At 68.8% G+C, this 14,344-nt stretch carries 15 protein-coding genes and 1 pseudogene; 10 read left to right on the plus strand and 6 right to left on the minus strand.

Annotated elements, in window-relative coordinates; all coding sequences use genetic code 11:
- Nucleotides 1-37: 37 nt before the first annotated feature.
- Nucleotides 38-580 (minus strand): SRPBCC family protein, encoded by a 543-nt coding sequence (locus LC193_RS13305; RefSeq protein ID WP_226074286.1) that lies wholly within the window; start codon nt 578-580, stop codon nt 38-40.
- A 163-nt stretch (nt 581-743) separates the two neighbouring features.
- The gene (locus LC193_RS13310; protein WP_226074287.1) at nt 744-1,730 is read right to left on the minus strand and encodes an NADPH:quinone reductase; all 987 of its coding nucleotides are present in this window, start codon (nt 1,728-1,730) and stop codon (nt 744-746) included.
- A 234-nt stretch (nt 1,731-1,964) separates the two neighbouring features.
- Between LC193_RS13310 and LC193_RS13315 the strand changes: the two genes are divergently transcribed.
- Nucleotides 1,965-2,405, plus strand: coding sequence for a Crp/Fnr family transcriptional regulator (locus LC193_RS13315; RefSeq protein ID WP_226074288.1), 441 nt, complete (start codon nt 1,965-1,967; stop codon nt 2,403-2,405).
- Between the two features lie 20 nt (nt 2,406-2,425).
- Nucleotides 2,426-2,575, plus strand: a complete 150-nt coding sequence (locus tag LC193_RS29185) for a hypothetical protein (RefSeq protein ID WP_226078579.1) — start codon at nt 2,426-2,428, stop codon at nt 2,573-2,575.
- 169 nt (nt 2,576-2,744) lie between these two features.
- Here LC193_RS29185 and LC193_RS13325 read toward each other — a convergent pair whose 3' ends face one another.
- A complete protein-coding gene (locus tag LC193_RS13325; protein WP_226074289.1) occupies nt 2,745-2,882 on the minus strand; it encodes a hypothetical protein in 138 nt (45 codons plus the stop codon).
- Nucleotides 2,883-2,934: 52 nt separating this feature from the next.
- Nucleotides 2,935-3,303, minus strand: coding sequence for a winged helix-turn-helix transcriptional regulator (locus LC193_RS13330; RefSeq protein WP_226074290.1), 369 nt, complete (start codon nt 3,301-3,303; stop codon nt 2,935-2,937).
- An 87-nt stretch (nt 3,304-3,390) separates the two neighbouring features.
- On the opposite strand from LC193_RS13330, the gene LC193_RS13335 reads away from it, so the two are divergent.
- Nucleotides 3,391-4,317: an NAD(P)-dependent oxidoreductase gene (locus LC193_RS13335; protein ID WP_226074291.1), complete on the plus strand. Its 927-nt coding sequence runs from the start codon at nt 3,391-3,393 to the stop codon at nt 4,315-4,317.
- Between the two features lie 182 nt (nt 4,318-4,499).
- Here LC193_RS13335 and LC193_RS13340 read toward each other — a convergent pair.
- Nucleotides 4,500-4,811, minus strand: a pseudogene (locus LC193_RS13340) (hypothetical protein); the annotation flags it as partial.
- A gap of 857 nt (nt 4,812-5,668) precedes the next feature.
- On the opposite strand from LC193_RS13340, the gene LC193_RS13345 reads away from it, so the two are divergent.
- Both LC193_RS13345 and LC193_RS13350 read left to right on the plus strand, forming a co-directional pair.
- Complete coding sequence (locus tag LC193_RS13345) at nt 5,669-5,875, plus strand: hypothetical protein (RefSeq protein WP_226074293.1); 207 nt, start codon at nt 5,669-5,671, stop codon at nt 5,873-5,875.
- A gap of 59 nt (nt 5,876-5,934) precedes the next feature.
- Nucleotides 5,935-7,467, plus strand: coding sequence for an AAA family ATPase (locus tag LC193_RS13350; RefSeq protein ID WP_226074295.1), 1,533 nt, complete (start codon nt 5,935-5,937; stop codon nt 7,465-7,467).
- A gap of 453 nt (nt 7,468-7,920) precedes the next feature.
- On the opposite strand, the gene LC193_RS13355 is transcribed toward LC193_RS13350, so the two are convergent.
- The gene (locus tag LC193_RS13355) at nt 7,921-8,157 is read right to left on the minus strand and encodes a hypothetical protein (RefSeq protein WP_226074297.1); all 237 of its coding nucleotides are present in this window, start codon (nt 8,155-8,157) and stop codon (nt 7,921-7,923) included.
- Nucleotides 8,158-8,505: 348 nt separating this feature from the next.
- On the opposite strand from LC193_RS13355, the gene LC193_RS13360 reads away from it, so the two are divergent.
- The 5 genes from LC193_RS13360 (at nt 8,506) to LC193_RS13380 (ending at nt 14,304) form a co-directional block, all read left to right on the plus strand.
- The gene (locus LC193_RS13360; protein WP_226074299.1) at nt 8,506-8,988 is read left to right on the plus strand and encodes a hypothetical protein; all 483 of its coding nucleotides are present in this window, start codon (nt 8,506-8,508) and stop codon (nt 8,986-8,988) included.
- 109 nt (nt 8,989-9,097) lie between these two features.
- Nucleotides 9,098-9,274 (plus strand): hypothetical protein, encoded by a 177-nt coding sequence (locus tag LC193_RS13365; RefSeq protein ID WP_226074300.1) that lies wholly within the window; start codon nt 9,098-9,100, stop codon nt 9,272-9,274.
- A gap of 361 nt (nt 9,275-9,635) precedes the next feature.
- The gene (locus LC193_RS13370; RefSeq protein ID WP_226074303.1) at nt 9,636-11,702 is read left to right on the plus strand and encodes a helicase HerA domain-containing protein; all 2,067 of its coding nucleotides are present in this window, start codon (nt 9,636-9,638) and stop codon (nt 11,700-11,702) included.
- Nucleotides 11,702-13,102 (plus strand): hypothetical protein, encoded by a 1,401-nt coding sequence (locus tag LC193_RS13375; RefSeq protein ID WP_226074305.1) that lies wholly within the window; start codon nt 11,702-11,704, stop codon nt 13,100-13,102. The genes LC193_RS13370 and LC193_RS13375 overlap by 1 nt, the downstream gene beginning before the upstream one ends.
- Nucleotides 13,099-14,304 (plus strand): DNA adenine methylase, encoded by a 1,206-nt coding sequence (locus LC193_RS13380; protein WP_226074307.1) that lies wholly within the window; start codon nt 13,099-13,101, stop codon nt 14,302-14,304. Before LC193_RS13375 ends, LC193_RS13380 begins: the two co-directional genes overlap by 4 nt.
- The last annotated feature ends 40 nt before the right edge of the window (nt 14,305-14,344 follow it).

Raw genomic sequence — 14,344 nt, forward strand, 5'->3', positions numbered from 1 at the left:
GAATGTCCCGCAGGGCCCTCGGGGTTACTGCTTGGGGTTACTGCTTTTCGATGACGTCCTTGATCCGGTCGAGCGTTTCGTCGAGGTCGCGTTCGAGCTTCGCCGTCCAGTCGGCGATGAACCGCTTCCTGTCGGCCTCACTCAGCTCTGCGGTGATTTTGCGGATTCCGGCCGTCGCCTTGCCCATGCGGAAATGGTGGGTCAGCACGCTGCCCTCGCCGCCCGGCTCGATGTCGAAGCCCCACAGGCTCTCCTGGTCCGCCCGGGCGTGCGTGAGCATCATCCAGCGGAACGTCCTGGCCGGCTCGGCCGCCGTGACGCGGGCCTCCGTGTACCAGACGCCGCGGATCAACGGCGCCCAGCCCACCACGTCCTCGCTGCGCAGGTTCTCGCCGCGGAAGATCGAGCCGACCGCGGACGGGGCTCCCGACACCCACTCGCCGCCCCGGCACTCGGGGCTCCACTCCGCGCTGCGCGGCAGGTCGCTGACGACCGCGTAGACCTGTTCAGGAGTCGCGGAAATCGCCTTGCTCGCCCGCAGTTCGAACAGCGGGGAGTTGTCAATGATGGTGTTCGCCATGACACGAATCCTGCCCCCGACGCACACGGCAGTCAACGGCGGAAAAGCTGATCCGTCAAGTCTCAGGAACGCCCGGAAAAAGGCAAAGGAAAACCCCGCCAATGGCCCCGCGCACGCGGAACTCAATTGACGGGAAGGCGTTTTCCACGCGTCACCCGGCCGGTCACCCCGCCGGTGTGGAAACCCTCAGCACCAGCTTCCCCCTGGCCTTGCCCTCCTCGACGCGGCGGTGCGCGAGCGCCGCCTCCTCCAGCGGCAGCACCTCCGTCGCGTGCGCGCGCAGCAGCCCGTCGGCCTGGAGCCGGCCGATGTGCGCGGCTGCCTCGGCCAGTTCGTCGGCGCGGGCCCGCGAGATGGCGAAGCCGATCACGGAACGGTCCTGCGTGTACAGCGGCCCGGCCGGCAGCACAGGACGCGTCCGCAACCCGGCCAGAACGACCACGCGCCCCCGCGGCGCCAGCAGTTCCACGGCCGTCTCCAGGTCGTTGCGCGCCGAGGTGTCGATCCACAGGTCGACCCCGCCGGGCGACGCCTCCCCGATCCGCCGGAACACCTCGGGGTCCCGGTAGTCGAACACCTCCCGCGCGCCCAGCCGCCGGCACAGCCCGGCGTCCCGCGCCGAGGCGACCGCGACCACGCGCGCCCCGGCCTGGGCCGCCATCACCACGGCGGCGCTGCCCACGTTCCCCGCCGCCCCGAGCACCAGCACCGTCTCCCCGGCCCGCACCCGCCCGTGCGTGAACAGCGCCAGGTACGCCGTCGTCGCCGGGTGGGAGAGCGCCACGGTCTCCACCGGGTCCACGCCGTCGGGCAGCGGGTACAGCCGGTCGCCCGGCACCACGACCCGCTCCGCCGCCGCCCCCTGCCGGCCGGCGTACCCCAGGCTGCTGCACCACACCCGGTCGCCGGCGCGGAACCCCGCCGCCCCCGGGCCGCTCTCCACGACCGTCCCCACCAGGTCGCGGCCGATCACGAACGGGAAGGCGAGCGGCGTGCGCCAGGCCCCCGACCGCACGAACGTGTCCACGTGGTTGACGGCCGTCACCTCGACCTCGACGACGACGTCCCCGGGGCCCGGCCTGGGCGGGGGCAGTTCACCGACCCGGATGACCTCCGGCGGACCCAGCTCTTCGACGTAGGCGGCGCGCATAACGGGATTCTGCGCCGCCCGGCGGCCCCGGCCCACGCCGCACCCGCGGCCCGCCCCATGGTCCGTCACCTCCGGCCCCCCGGTCCGTCAAGTCCGCCGGCTTCGATCCGCTCCCGGCGGCCCATGCTCTCTCGGTGGCCGGCCGGCGCGGGACGGCGCGCGCGCCCCCGCGGCGACCACCGGCGCGCACCGCGGCCGGGGAGGGGCGCATTGCTGTCGGGACGGACGTGGGACATGCTCGTCCGGCGGGGCGCGGAACGGCGTTCCGCGGCGGGCGCGGTCATGCTGCGCCAGGGCGCCTCTGGCACCCACCTGCTGGCGCTGACCGCCGGGCTCGCCACGATCGTCCAGCACCGGCCGGACGGCACGGGCCTGTGGCTGGCGTTCCGCGGCCCGGGCGAGCTGCTCGGCGAGGTGTCCGTGCTCAGCCGGCGGAACGAGCCGCGCGGCGTGGACGTCGTAGCCGTCACCGAGTGCGTGACGCGGGTGATCGACGCGGCGCGCTTCCGCCGTTTCGTCGTGGAACGCGGGCTCGGCGCCGACCTGTTGCAGCAGGCGATGGACAGGACCAGGGAGTCCGACGAGCACCGGGCCGAGCTGGTCACCCCGACCATCGGCGCCCGGCTGGCCCGCGCCTGCTGCGCCTGTCCGCCCTGGCCGACCCGCCGCACCTGACCGGGCTGACCCAGGAGGAACTGGCCCGGGCCATAGGCGGCTCGCGCAACGGCGTCGCCGACGGGCTGCAACGCCTGCGCGCGGCAGGCGCCGTGGCGACGGCGCGCAAGGTGATCAGCATCCTCGACCCCGACGCGCCCCCGCGCCCGGGGCGGAGCGCGGGAATGTGAGCGCGCTCACCTCCCCAGCGCCACTGCTGGGCATCGCCCCGGCGGCGGCGCCCCAGGATCGGCGGACCCGGCACGGTCCACCCGATCCCAGGAGAGGCACGATCGCCATGTCCAGCCCCGCCCCCGGCCCCATTCCCGGCCCCAACGCCGAGAGCCGCCCGCTCCCCGGCTACCACGCCCTGCTCGCGGTCGACGCCAAGGACTTCACCGGCCTGGCCTCGATCCAGCACTCGGCCGTCAGCATGGTCATCACAGAACTCGTCGACCGGGCGCTCACCGCCGCGGGGCCGGCCGAGCTGCGGGACACCAAGAGCCTCCCCGCCACCACGGGGGCGGGCACCGCCGGGCCCGGGCGCCGTTCAGCGCGAGGTCCCGCGCCCCCCGACCATCTCCGCGCCCTCCCTGCGGATGCGCTCATCGCCCCACGCGCCGAGGGCCACGAGCGCGCGGTTCAGCGTGCGGCCGTGCTCGGTCAGCGAGTACTCGACCCGGGGCGGCACCTCGGCGTGCACCTCCCGGTGCACGAGGCCGTCCTCCTCCATCTCGCGCAGGTGCTGGGCCAGCATCTTCTCGCTCACACCCGGCAGTCCGCGCCGCAGTTCGGCGAAACGGCGGACCCGGTAGGTGTCGAGCTCCCAGAGGATCGGGCCCTTCCACTTGCCGCCCAGCACGTCGAGCGCGGCGTCGATACCGCAGATGTAGGGCCCGATCCTGGGCGCCCTGCCCATCGCCGATCCCCTCCCCCACGAAAAAGTAAGTACCGCAGTAAAAAGTAGGTACTTCCGAGAATAGCGGCGCGCTCCGAGCATGAAGGGGTGAACGAACACCGCACCGCGGCCCCGCTCCGCGACACCCCCGTCACCGTCATCGGCCTCGGGCCGATGGGCCGCGCCATGGCCCGCACGCTCCTCGCCGCCGGCCACCCCGTCACCGTCTGGAACCGCACCGCCGCCCGGGCGGACGAGGTCGTCGCCGCCGGAGCCACCCGCGCGCCCACCCCGGCAGCCGCGCTCGGAGCGAGCGACCTGGTCATCCTGAGCCTCACCGATTACCGGGCGATGGACGACATCCTGGGCGGCATACCCGGCTCGCTCGCCGGCCGGACGCTCGTCAACCTCAGCTCGGACACCCCCGACCGCACCCGCGCGGCGTCCGCCTGGGCGGCGGGGCACGGCGCCGCGTTCCTCACCGGCGGCGTCATGGTCCCGGCGCCCATGGTCGGCACCGACGCGGCCCACGTCTACTACAGCGGCCCGGGCGAGGCAATGGCACGCCACCGCGCGGTGCTGGCACTCCTCGGCACACCGAAGTACCTGGGCGAGGACCCGTCCCTCGCCCAGCTGATGTACCAGGCGCAGCTCGCGGTGTACCTGACCTCGCTGTCCGGGCTGATGCACGCGACCGCGATGCTGAACAGCGCCGGGCTCACGGCCCGCGAGGCACTGCCCGAGCTGCTTTCCCTCACCGACTCGATCGGCGCGATCATCAGGTCGGGCGAGGCGACGCCGGGCGCCGCGCTCGACGCCGGCGAGCACCCGGGCGACCTCGGAACCGTCACAATGATGGGCGCGACAGCCGACCACATCGCCGAGACCAGCGCCTCGCTCGGCCTCGACCCCGCGCTCCCGGAAGCCGTCCGGTCCCACTACCGCCGCGCGATCGCCGACGGCCACGGCACCGACAACTGGACCCGCATCATCGACCCCATCCGCACCCCCCACCAGCCCGTCCCCTCCCCGTAGACCGACACCGGCCCGGCACCCCGTCCCCGCGCACAGAGGCAGCGGGCCACCGGCCGAGGCCGGGCAAGCGGCGCGACGTCCGTGCCGCACGGCATGCGGCCGGGCTGCCGGTCACCGCGCGGCAGAGGCCCAGCGGCCGTTGCCGGACACCAGTCGGCGAAGTTTCCGTCGCACCACGGACGATCGGTCTCGTCCGCCCGCCACATCGCGGCACCGTCCGGCTGGCGCCACACCACCGCCCGGTGCCACCGGGGCTGCGCGACTGTCTCCAGGACGGCCGCGCACTCGGTGCCGTTCCAGCCCTGGCCTCCGATCCGCTCCATCGGGCGCCGCTCGATGCGCACCCATGTCCTCCGGTCCGTCCGCGCGCCCAGCGAACGCCGCTTGCGCACCAGCGTGTCCCGGTCCAGCTGGGTCCGGAGGGAGCGCTCGACATCGTCGAGCACAGCGTCGACCGGCTCGATTCTCAGGTCGGCCGGTACGGCGGCAGGCACGAAAAAATTGCATACAACCTCCTTGGCAGCCGTCCGCCGCTAGCAGGGAACGAGCCTCCCGTGTCTCCCGAAGAGAAGACGCCGCACAGCGGTCCACTCAGTTCAGTGGTGCCCTGTCTGTTGGCGACTGTGCCCCCTGAGACAGCGGGGTGCTGCACGGTGATGCGGGCTCTGGCTGCCCTGATCGAAAACCAATTCGACCGACACTCCCCCACGGTCGCCGGCCAACTCGTCCAGGACGGCCGGACGTGGCGGCGTTCGAACGGCAAGGTCACCGACCTCTTCGAGCGGCTCGTCGCGGCTTCCTGCCTCCGCCGATCCGGCTGCACGACCGCCCGCACGGCACGGCCGTGCTCGCTGCCGGCATCCGTGCGGACCCAGCGGCAACGGTTCACGCGGGACACCTACCGACATCCCCTGCCCGGGGCGGCAAGAAGGTCGAAAGCAAGACAAGACGGAGGCAGGCGCGGGAGACAAGGGCAAGCGGAAGAAGCCCAACAACCAGGGCACTTGACCTCTCCATTCACGCAAGCCATCTCGTGGCACCCTGGCCGCGTGACGCGTCAAGCCTCCGCACAACACAGAAGGCCAGGTCACAGACGATGTGACCTGGCCTTCGCCGGAGCCGCCTGAGGGAATCGAACCCTCGACCTACGCATTACGAGTGCGAGGGTACCCGTCCAGCAGGAGCAGCCCAATCCAGCTTGCCCGCTTTTCATCCAACTCCGGGTGCCATCACGTCCAGCAGGCACAGCTTGAGACAGGCCCGTCCAGGGGCGTCCGCTCACGCCACGCTCACGCCATTCGGCCGCTGCTCGGCTCCTCTCCCGGTTCACGCTGACCGGCTGATCAGCGACGTGCTGGAACTCACCGCCCAGGCAGGCAGCGGCCGCGCCGCCATGGTGCTCCGCGTCCCGCAGTTGTCCCCGTACGTCGGCAGCCTGGCCGCGCAGCTGGAGAACGAGCAGGTGATTCTCGCCGAGAGCTGGCGCCTCGCGGGCCCGTGGCCGCTGGTCAGCGCGACGCAACACACCAGACCTTCCACGATGCGCAATCACGCCTAATTAGGTACGCTGGTTCTATACCTAATTAGGTTCCCAATTGGCAATGAATGCGGAGCCCCATGCAGATCCCCCCCAAACCCGAACGCCTGCTCCACCGAGACCGCGAGTGGGCCACGCTGGCCGAGTTCGCCTCCCGCACCGGCGACACGCTCCGGATCGCCGTCGTGTCGGGGCGGCGCCGGCACGGCAAGTCGTTCCTGCTGCAGGCCCTCACCGAAGCCGTGGGCGGCATGTACATCACAGCCGTCCAGGAGGACGGCACCCATGCTGCAAAGGCCCGCTTCGCCCGGGCTATCGCCGAGTACAGCCGCCTGCCCGCCGACGCATTCCGTCTCGACGACTGGGACGAGTTGCTGCGCACAGCCTTGCGCGCCGCCGACCGGCCGGGCCACACCCCCCTGGTCGTCCTCGACGAGTTCCCCTACCTGCTGCAGCACTCCCCGGAGATCCCCGGACTGCTCCAGCGCATCTACGACGAGGGGCAGTTCGGCACGGCCGACGCCCCGCGCGGCGCACTCGTCCTGTGCGGCTCCGCCCTCTCCGTCATGCACGAGCTGCTCTCCGGTCAGAAACCCCTGCGCGGCCGAGCTCTGATCGACATGCGGTTGCCAGCGTTCGACTACCGCGAGGCCCGCGCCTTCTGGGACATCGGCGACGCCCATGCCTCCTTCCTCGTACACGCCGTCCTCGGCGGCGCCCCTGGCTACGCCCGCCTCACCGACACCGACCCGCCTCAGAGCCCCGACGACTTCCCCGCCTGGGTCACCCGCGTCCTGCTCTCCCCCGACCGCGCCACCTACTCCCGCGCCGAAACCGAATACCTCCTGCGTGAGGACCCGCGCATCAGGCAGCGCACGACCTACTACGAACTGCTCACCGCGATCGCCGACGGAGCCACCACCCCCACCGTCATCGGCGCCGCACTTGGCCGCGACCGCGCCGCCACCACCCACCCTTTGGAGGTCCTGGAATCGGCCGGCTACGTCCGCCGTGCCCAGGACCTGCTCAAGCAGCGCAACCCGATCATCACCCTGCCCGACCCCGTGATCCGCTTCAACCAGATCGTCACCCTTCCCCAGGCCCCGCTCATCGACCTCGGCCACCCCGTCCGGGCCTGGCAGGCCGCCGCACACGCCTTTCACTCAAAGGTCATCGGCCCGCACTTCGAGGACCTCGCCCGCGCCTACACAGCCTCCCACCTCCCCTTCGACCTGCCGCACCTGCCCATCGGACACACCGGCTCCACCGAGGTCCCCGACCCCGGCACTCGCACCCAGCACGAGGTCGACGTCCTCGCCCTCGCACCCGGCGAGATCCCCCGCAAACCCCGCCGCGCTATCACCCTGATCGGGGAAGCAAAGGCCACCGCCACTCCGCGCTCCCTCACCGACCTGCAACGCCTCGAACGCATCCGCCAACTGCTCACCGCCCAGGGCCACAAGGCCGACGACGCCGTCCTCGCCCTGTACTCCCTGAACGGCTTCTGGCCGGACCTCGAAGCCCATGCCGCAGAGCGCCCCGATGTCCTCCTCGTCGACCTCGCCGCCCTGTACGGCGACGGCCCGCCTCGCGGCGGCGCCGCCCGTCCCTGAACGGCGCCGCCCTCTTCCGCAGCCGAGCGCCGGCGAGGGGGGCCGGCACAGACTGGTCCGGCAAGATCCCGGCACGGCACACGTCGTGGACATTTTCGGCCAACGACGGTCGATTGCGTATGCCCCGGGTCTCCATCCTCGCCCGTCGATACAGTTACCCCGCCGAAGGAGCGTGACGAGCACGGCGAGGACCCATGGCGAAGACCGCGCGGGAACGGCTGGCGGAGCTGCTGGGAGGCTCCAAGCCCGCCGGATCGTTCAGCGCTCAGCTGTCGGCGCGCGCAGGCCTCCTGCACCTGGAGGTGTCCGGCGTCGGACCGGTGAAACTTCCGCTGCGCGCGCCCCTGACGAAGAAGCTGATCGCGGTGGCGCGGCCAGCGAGGTTCGGGCGGGGCGAGGAGACGCTGACCGACGCGAGCGTCCGGGACACCTGGAAGCTGACCCCGGATCAGGTCACTGGGCGGAACCGGCTGGACGGCGCTGCTCGACAAGGCTGTCGAGCACTTCCGCGACGAGCTCGGGCTTCCGCGCGGCTCCCGGCTGCGTGCCGAACCGCACGCGATGCTGGTCTACGGCAAGAGGCAGTTCTTCCTCCCCCATCAGGACTCTGAGAAAGACGACTCGATGGTGGGCACCCTGGTGGTGTCGCTGCCGTCGGCGCACACCGGTGGTGAACTGATCGTCGAGCACGCCGGGAAGAGACGTCACCTACCGGGCGTCGAAGCAGGAGCTGGCCTTCGTTGCGTTTTACTCCGACTGCCGTCACCAGGTCACACCGGTCGAGTCCGGATACCGGGTGACGCTCACCTTCAACCTGCTTGCCGAATCCGGCCCGGCCCCGGCCGAGGAGGCCCATCCTGCCACCGAGCTGACCCGCTGCCTCACCGAGCACTTCGGCACGCCGCCCCCCGCTACGGAGGCCGCGTCCTGCCCCCGCCGAACCGGCTCGTCTTCCTACTCGACCACGAGCTCAAGGGTGCCGACGCGGACCGGGCCGCGTTGCTGCGCGCGGCGGCGAAGCAGGCCGGGTGCGAGGCGGTGCTGGCACTCGCCGAAGTGAAGGAGACCTGGGACGCCTGGCCTTCCGGCGGCAGCCCGTGGGACGACGACTACTACGGCTCTTACCACGAAGACGGGGACGATGACGGGGAGGACGACGACACCGGTGGCGGGGCGGGCGTGGATCCCGACGACTACGAACTCAACGAGTTGATCGACGACGAGATCACCCTCTCCTGGTGGACCGGCCCGGACGGCACCGGTGGTGAACCGATCTCGCTGCACGTCCGCGACCACGAGGTGTGTGCCGCCACGCCGAGCGCGGCCCTGACGCCCCACAGCTCCGAGTACGAGGGCTACATGGGCAACTACGGCAACACGCTGGACCGGTGGTACCGGCGGGCCGCGGTCGTCGTGTGGCCGCGCGACCGGGCGTTCGCGGCGCGTGCCGAGGCGCTCCCGGGGCGCGCTGCGCGAACTCCGCGACCGCGTCGACGCCGGGGACCTGGCGAGAGCCCGTGACGCGGCGAAGTCGCTCGCGCCGTTCTGGGCCCAGCTGGAAACGGAGGCGGGACTCCTGGCTGCGGCTCTGGATGTGGCAGTGGGCCTGGCGGATGCCGGGACGGCGGCGATGCTGGAACCGTTCGGCGTGGAGCCGCTCGCGCCCGAGCACACCGCCCGTCTGGCGGCGGCCGGGCTGTACGGCGAGGACTGGAGCATCGTCGGTGGGTGGTTCGGGCCCGCGGAGCGCCACCTGTACGGGGCCGCTCAGCCGGAGTGGGCCGACACCACGCTGCCGGAGTTGTGAGGGGCGCTGCGCGCCGCCGGGAGCCCGCAGGTGGCACGGCTCCTGGCCACCGGAACCTGGCAGCAACTGAACGCTCAGCTGGATCACTGGATCACCACCACACGCAGCGATGTCCGCCGCCCCCAGCTGGAGCAACTGAGCACGCCCTTGCTACGGCTGCTGGAGGCGGCCGACGACACCCAAGCGACGCGATCACGGGAGCCCTGCGCGGTTGCCCGGACACCGTCCTGGAGTGTTTGATGCCGGGGCTCCACCTGGCGGGGGTCTGTCGGGGGTGCGCCCCTTGGAACGTTCGGCCACGTGGTACGAGAACTGTCAGTAGGCTGTGCCAGGCTGCGCTGGTGTCTCTCGAGAGGCGAGAATGACTGAGTTCATCCCCGGTGTCGGCGCCGGGTCGTTACTGCGGTCGGAACTGCTTGCCGACGGTCGGTCAACGCGCATCGGCGCGATTCACCAGATCGACTACGGCCAGGCCGTCGTGCTGACCCACGACCGCTGGAAGTTCGATGCTGGCGGCATCCCGCAGTTCTCGTTCCTGCTCGCGACCGCTCAGGACGTCAACGACCCTCGCGTCGACGACGACGAGGTGCTGCTTCTGCGTGTCGAGGGCACGGCACCGCTGTCGCTTGAACGCGACCTACACGCCGTGCGCGAGGAGTCCCTGCGAACGGCTCTATCGAACAATCAAGACCCATCGCCATCCGTCGTGCTCGATGCGGAGCTCGACCCATTCACCAAGAACCGAGTGTCGTTCACCGGCGTGCGCTGTAAGATCCTCGGCACCTTCTATGAAGACGACGTGGACGGCCAGAAGGTGCTGGAGTTCGGGGCAGACGTGGACAACTTCTATGCCACCTCCACGTATCGAGTCCTGAAGCCGATAGGCGACGGCCTCGCGACGATCGCCTCCTATCTCAAGCCGACCGAGCGCCCGGTCGAACGCGTGCGCATCGGCGCGGTGCGCTACTCGGCGACGCGGCGGCGAGCCAAGACCTCCCAGCAGGCCGACGCCTCGGTCAAGGTCAACATCCGGGACTTCATCGGTAACAAGACCGCCCTGCTCGGCATGACCCGGATGGGTAAGTCGAATACTGCGAAGATCATCATTGCGCGGACGTTCGTAGTCTCCGAACGGCAGCGTGCCACGGGCGGACATCCCATCGGTCAGCTGATCTTCGACCCGCAAGGAGAGTACGCCAATCCGAACACGCAGGACGGCACCGAGATCGCGGCAATCGGCGCGAAGCACGTCCGTATCTTCAAGTTCGGCGCCGACGGATCGCAGCCCCACGTTAAGCCGCTCAGCATCAACTTCTTCGCAGAGAACCAGATCGATGCCGTTCAAGGACTCATTGCCAACCAATTGAGCGGTGAGGACTCCGGCTATGTCAAGGACTTCGCTGGCATGTCGTACGCCGATGACCCCGCCAATCCGTTCAACGCCCATCCAGGTCGTGCGCGGATGGTGCTGTACGGCGCATTGATGCGGGCTGGTTTCACCGTACCCTCGAACTTCGCCGCGCGGATCAATATCAGTGGCGCGTTACAGCTGAAGGTTGAGAATGGCATACAAGGGCAGAAAACAGTAGCCGGACTCGGTCGCAAACCGTTCACACAAGCCGGCAAGACTGCCAACATCGTTACCATAGCTGCCAGTGAGATTGAGGCAGTCGTCGACAAGGTCATCGAATTGCGCGAGGCCGGCGACACCGACGCGCTCAACTTCACGAAAGACGTGCGCTGGAAGAGCGTGGAGCCGATTTTCACGACGAAGAACGATAGGCGCAACGTTCGAGGCTGGAAGAACCTGAACCCGTTGCGTCCGTTCCATAGCCCGTTGACACAGCAAGATCCCGCTCTGGAGATCTACGACGAGCTCATCGAAGGCCGAATCGTCATTGTCGACCTTCACGTCGGCGCCGAAGCAATCACCAAGGCGCTCAGCGAATCAATCACCCGACGACTGCTCTCCAAGCAGACCGAGGTGTTCACGTCTGGGCAGGAGCCACCGCACATCCAGGTGATGGTTGAGGAGGCGCACAACCTGTTCTCGTCCGACCGCTACAAGGACGATCTCGACGTATGGGTCAAGCTCGCCAAAGAAGCCAGCAAGCTCAATCTTGGGATGACCTACGCAACGCAGGAGGTCTCCGGAGTAGCGCACCAAGTCAAGGCGAATACTGCTAACTGGGTTGTCGCCCATCTGAACAACACGACAGAGGTGCGGGAACTGGCCAAGTTCTACGACTTCGGGGCGTTCTCAGATGCGATCATCGCCTCTGAGGACCGTGGGTATGTGCGGCTCAAGACCCTATCGTCGCCCTACATCGTCCCCGTCCAAATCGACCGGTACGACGTCACGCTCGTCAACGAGGCACGAGCTGCGGCCGGTGACCCACCGTTGACGCTGAACGGGAGGCTGCCCTGATGCCGTACGAGACCGCTGTCGGGGGTCACGAGATCGCGTCGCGACTGGGTCACTCGGCGGCCGCTGTCCGGGCTATCGCGGACCAACGCACCTTCCACGTTCCGGCCGAGGCCATCCAGGACGTGGATTCGATCCGCACGCGAATACGTCCACGGGGCGACCTCACCGCGCCGTCTATGCCCGAGCGCCTCAAAGCCGCGCTCGCAATCGATGGTTCACACGTCGTTGAGCCGGTGCGTGACGGCCTCCCATCGGTCGTGTATGGGTTCGCGCAGGCGGCCGCCGCGTACGTGGACCTCGGGGTCCTGGAGTCACAGCGGGCCGAGCGGTTTGTCGACCCATACAAGATCGAGCGTGCGGTCAACACTGCCCTTGTGACGCTCGACCTACCCGTCTCCGGTGCGTACACGCGCGCCGATGTCGACATCGTAACGTCGTGGCGCGAGGCCCTCAACGAGCTGTTTCGGCAGAAGAAGATCGACGTCAATCGCCTCGACCAGCCACTCCTGGACCTGCTCTTCCTTCTCCACGGCGTTCCCGGTGCGCCAGCGGCCACGGTGCCGGTCAACTGCCCGACCACAGACTGCAACAAGGACGTTCCCGTGCCGCCTGCAGGCGCCGATTGCGAGGCGTGCGGCGTGCACCTTTTTCCCACCGACGTGCTTCGTATCCACGAGGAGGTCGGCGAAGAGGGCACAAACCAGTCCGCTCTCGGGCGGCTGATGTCGGTCATCGAGCTGTTGGTGCTGGTCGGGCTGGCGACGCTCCTGTGGGAGCAGTCGCGCCAGAAGGCTCTGCCCGCGACGCTGTTCATCGTGGATGGCCCTCTAGCCGTGTTCGGAACACCAGCAAAGCTGCGCGGGCGGGCCCTTGAGTACTTCCAAGCGATGGGCAGTACTGCTCCGGGCAAAGCCCCATATATTTGCGGGATTGAGAAGTCCGGAACTCTGGTCGACTACGCGCGCCAACTGGCCCGGCACGGCATTCTCGAACCGGGCGACCTGTTGATATGCGACGAACAGATTATCGCTCGCGTCGTGAACGCCAACAACGCCCCCGCTTACGGCAAGGAGACGTATTGGGGCCGCAAGTTCGTCTATCGCGCGCTTGATGGGCGAGTCGTCGTCCCGACCGTGCCACCACCGATCGGCGCACCGTACGATGCCAACGGCGGCCAAGCCGACCCGGCGGCCTACCCGACGCTACCGGCAATCCTCGACGTGATCGACCGCACCGGTTCCTCAATGTACGTCGATGGCATCATCCCGGTGGCGGCCGCGCATGGAAGGGCCGCCTTCCCGATCGGCGTGGGCACCGACGTGCTGCGCCTCGTAGCCACCAAACGTCTCGGCCTTGACTCGTCTGGTGGACAAGCGGCTCCGGTACGGTCTGCCTCATGATCGAGAATATGGCTGTGCTGCCGGTCGCGCCCCTCAGTGCTGCTCGCGTTGCTGCGCCCGCAATCCCGAAGCACATCCTCGACAACCCCCGCCCACTCGTCTCACCCCTCGGCGTCGTTGACCACGCGCTCATGACGAGCAGATACCAGTCACCACTGCGCTACCCAGGAGCAAAGTCGTCCCTCGCCCCGGTGATCGCCCGCATCTTGGATGCCGCCAAGGGTTCGAGGGCCATTCCGGAAATCAACCTGCTGGTCGAGCCATTCGCCGGCGGAGCGTCGGCGTCCTTGCGGCTCGTCGGCCAAGGGATCGTCGACCGAGTGCTGCTCGCTGATGTGGATCCGTTGGTGACTGCCTTCTGGCAGGCCGCGGCCGCTGACACAGAGGCGCTGATCGACCGTATGCATGACGAGTGGACCCGATACGTCAAGCCGGGCGGAGCGGCCGCCGTCGAACGGTGGGACTACTGGCGTTCCTGGGCCCCCGCTCGGAACTCGAAGCCTGCCACGGTCCGACTGGGATTGGCGACACAGTGTCTGTTTCTGAACCGCACGACGTTTTCTGGAATTCTTCACGGTAAGGCAGGACCGATTGGTGGGCGCAAGCAGGAGAGCCCATACGGCATCGGATGCCGATGGAATCCGAGAGCCATAGAGGAACGACTTCGATACATCGGCCACTTGTACGACACCGGGCGACTCGTCGATGTCTGGCACAAGGACTGGAAACAGACACTCGATGATGTGCCCGAGTACTACCCGCAACTGATCCCGTCCCGCGTCGTCGCCTACCTCGACCCGCCCTACATCGAAAAAGCCTCGCACTTGTACCGCACCTCTTTTGACCCTCGAGGTGGATACGGCGGCGACAGAGCTGGCAAGACTGGATCAGATGACCACATGCTCCACATGCAGCTCGCCGTATATCTGCGCACCAAGGTGCAGTTCCGCTGGCTGCTCAGCTATGACAGCAACCCGCTGCTGACCGAAAGCACTTGGCTCTATGCACACACTCGCATGACGCCTAGTCGCCAGGACCGGGAGACGCTCGGCACACGCTCCTGGGCTTTGACCAAACGGTTGGTAAAGACGCGCTACACCGCTAGCGGGAAGACCGGCAAGCGTGACGCCGATGAACTCCTTATCACAACCCTGCCGCCGTCCACCGTCCCTGTAGATCACCAGCTGCGCGAGCTGCCTTGATGCTGGGGAGGTCACCCGCATGCCGCCACCTGCGCAGGAC

The sequence above is a fragment of the Streptomyces marincola genome (assembly GCF_020410765.1).
In the GTDB taxonomy this organism is placed as follows: Bacteria; Actinomycetota; Actinomycetes; order Streptomycetales; family Streptomycetaceae; genus Streptomyces; species Streptomyces marincola.

Coding starts and splice junctions, on each gene's coding strand:
- LC193_RS13305 (WP_226074286.1), bottom strand. CDS start 580: ATGGCGAACACCATCATTGACAACTCCCCGCTGTTCGAACTGCGGGCG.
- LC193_RS13310 (WP_226074287.1), bottom strand. CDS start 1,730: ATGCGCGCCGCCTACGTCGAAGAGCTGGGTCCGCCGGAGGTCATCCGG.
- LC193_RS13315 (WP_226074288.1), top strand. CDS start 1,965: ATGCTCGTCCGGCGGGGCGCGGAACGGCGTTCCGCGGCGGGCGCGGTC.
- LC193_RS13330 (WP_226074290.1), bottom strand. CDS start 3,303: ATGGGCAGGGCGCCCAGGATCGGGCCCTACATCTGCGGTATCGACGCC.
- LC193_RS13350 (WP_226074295.1), top strand. CDS start 5,935: ATGCAGATCCCCCCCAAACCCGAACGCCTGCTCCACCGAGACCGCGAG.
- LC193_RS13365 (WP_226074300.1), top strand. CDS start 9,098: ATGCTGGAACCGTTCGGCGTGGAGCCGCTCGCGCCCGAGCACACCGCC.
- LC193_RS13370 (WP_226074303.1), top strand. CDS start 9,636: ATGACTGAGTTCATCCCCGGTGTCGGCGCCGGGTCGTTACTGCGGTCG.
- LC193_RS13375 (WP_226074305.1), top strand. CDS start 11,702: ATGCCGTACGAGACCGCTGTCGGGGGTCACGAGATCGCGTCGCGACTG.
- LC193_RS13380 (WP_226074307.1), top strand. CDS start 13,099: ATGATCGAGAATATGGCTGTGCTGCCGGTCGCGCCCCTCAGTGCTGCT.